The organism is Variovorax guangxiensis (assembly GCF_003952165.1).
Taxonomy (GTDB): domain Bacteria; phylum Pseudomonadota; class Gammaproteobacteria; order Burkholderiales; family Burkholderiaceae_C; genus Variovorax; species Variovorax guangxiensis.
Genome location: NZ_RXFT01000034.1, coordinates 1 through 1,702 on the forward strand (window position 1 = coordinate 1; position 1,702 = coordinate 1,702).

Here is a 1,702-nt window from a genome sequence, read left to right on the forward strand (position 1 = left end):
CCTGAAGCGCTGCACCTCCAGCCCCTGCACGTCGATGCGCAGCTGCGTCACGTACGCCGTGCCGCCCCCGTCGTACACACTGTGGAACAGCATGCCCTGCTGCATCGGCGACAGCGGATACAGGTCCTGCACCTTCTGCGCCTCCGATGGCAGTACATCCAGCAAGGCGTCCAGCTGCGCCTGCGTCAGCGCCGCCAGCGCGAAGTCCGAGGGCGTCACGCCCGAGGCTCCACCGGTGCAGTGCGCCACCAGCGCCAGCAGCTCCTCGCGCAGCCGGTGCGTCCACGCCCGCACGTCCTCTTCCCGATGCCGCTCGCGCCCGTAGCTCACCGCCAGGCTCAGCTCTCCCTCGTACACCCGCGCGTTGATCGCAAACTCGTGCGCCTGCGGCGCATCCCCTCCCATCGCCTGGCCGCCGCCCTGCGCCGCCGGGCGCCACAGCGCCTGCTCGTCGAAGCTGCCGTCGAACTGCCCCAGGTAGTTGAAGACCACCTGCGCCCGGGGCAACGCCTCGATGGCCTGGCGCTGCGCATCGCTGCCCAGGTACTGGAACACGCCGTGCCCCAGCCCCTTGTTGGGCACCTGGCGCAGCTGCTCCTTCACGCGCTTGAGCGCATCGCCGATCTCGCCCCGCGGCGCCAGCGCCACCGGGTACACGCTGGTGAACCAGCCCACGGTGCGGCTGAGGTCCATGCCTTCGAAGATGTCCTCGCGCCCGTGGCCTTCGAGGTCGACGAGCACGCTGGCCTGGCCGCTCCAGCCGCACAGGGCGCGCGCCAGCGCGGTCAGCAGCAGGTCGTTGACCTGGGTGCGGTAGGCGGCCGGGGCGTCCTTGAGCAGGCGCTGGGTGGTGGCCGCATCCAGGGTGACGTTCACGCTGGCCTGATCGCTCGCGCGGCGACTGCCCTGGGGGTTGGCGCATGGCAAGGAGGCCGTCTCTGCATGGCCCAGGGCCTGCTGCCAGTAGGCCAGCTCTTCAGCGTTGGCCTGCGCGTAGCCTTGCAGGGCCTGTGCCCAGTCGCGGTAGCTGCTGCTGCGCGCGGGCAGCTCGGCGCTTCGGCCCGCGAGGCTGGCGCGGTAGGCGGCCTGCAGGTCTTCCAGCAGGATGCGCCAGGACACGCCGTCGACCACCAGGTGGTGGATGGCCAGCAGCAGCAGCCAGCGGCCGTCTTCGACTTGGACGACCAAGGCTCTCATCAAGGGGCCTCGCTCCAGGTCGAGGCTGCGCTGGGCTTCGTCGCACAGCGCCTCGATGCCGGCTTCGTCCTTCGCGCGGCGCACCCACAGCAGTTCCTGCAGTTGCGCTTCGGGAACGGGTTCGTAGCGCTGGGTCCACTGGCCCTGCGCCTGCTGGCTGTAGCGCAGCCGCAGGCCGTCGTGGTGCTGCACCAGCACGCCCAGCGCCTGGCGCAGCGCCTTCGTGTCCAGCGGCTCGCGGCTTTGCAGCAGCACCGACTGGTTCCAGTGGTGGCGCGCCGCCATCTCCATGCCGAAGAACTCGGCCTGGATCGGCAGCAGCGGCACTTCGCCTTCGGCCGGCCCGCGCACCTGCGCCGCGGCCGCCTCCTGATCGAGTGCCTGCACCACGCCGGCGAGCTGGGCGATGCTCTGGCGCTCGAACATCTGCCTCGGGGTGAGCTGCCAGCCCGCGCGACGCGCCTGCGCGACGATCTGCAGGCTGAGGATGGAGTCGCCTCCGAGT

Annotated in this window: 1 protein-coding gene; it reads right to left on the reverse strand. The window is 71.0% G+C overall.

Annotated elements, in window-relative coordinates; all coding sequences use genetic code 11:
* On the reverse strand, window positions 1–1,702 hold a 1,702-nt coding region (locus EJP67_RS33460), incomplete at both ends, for a condensation domain-containing protein (protein WP_240650864.1).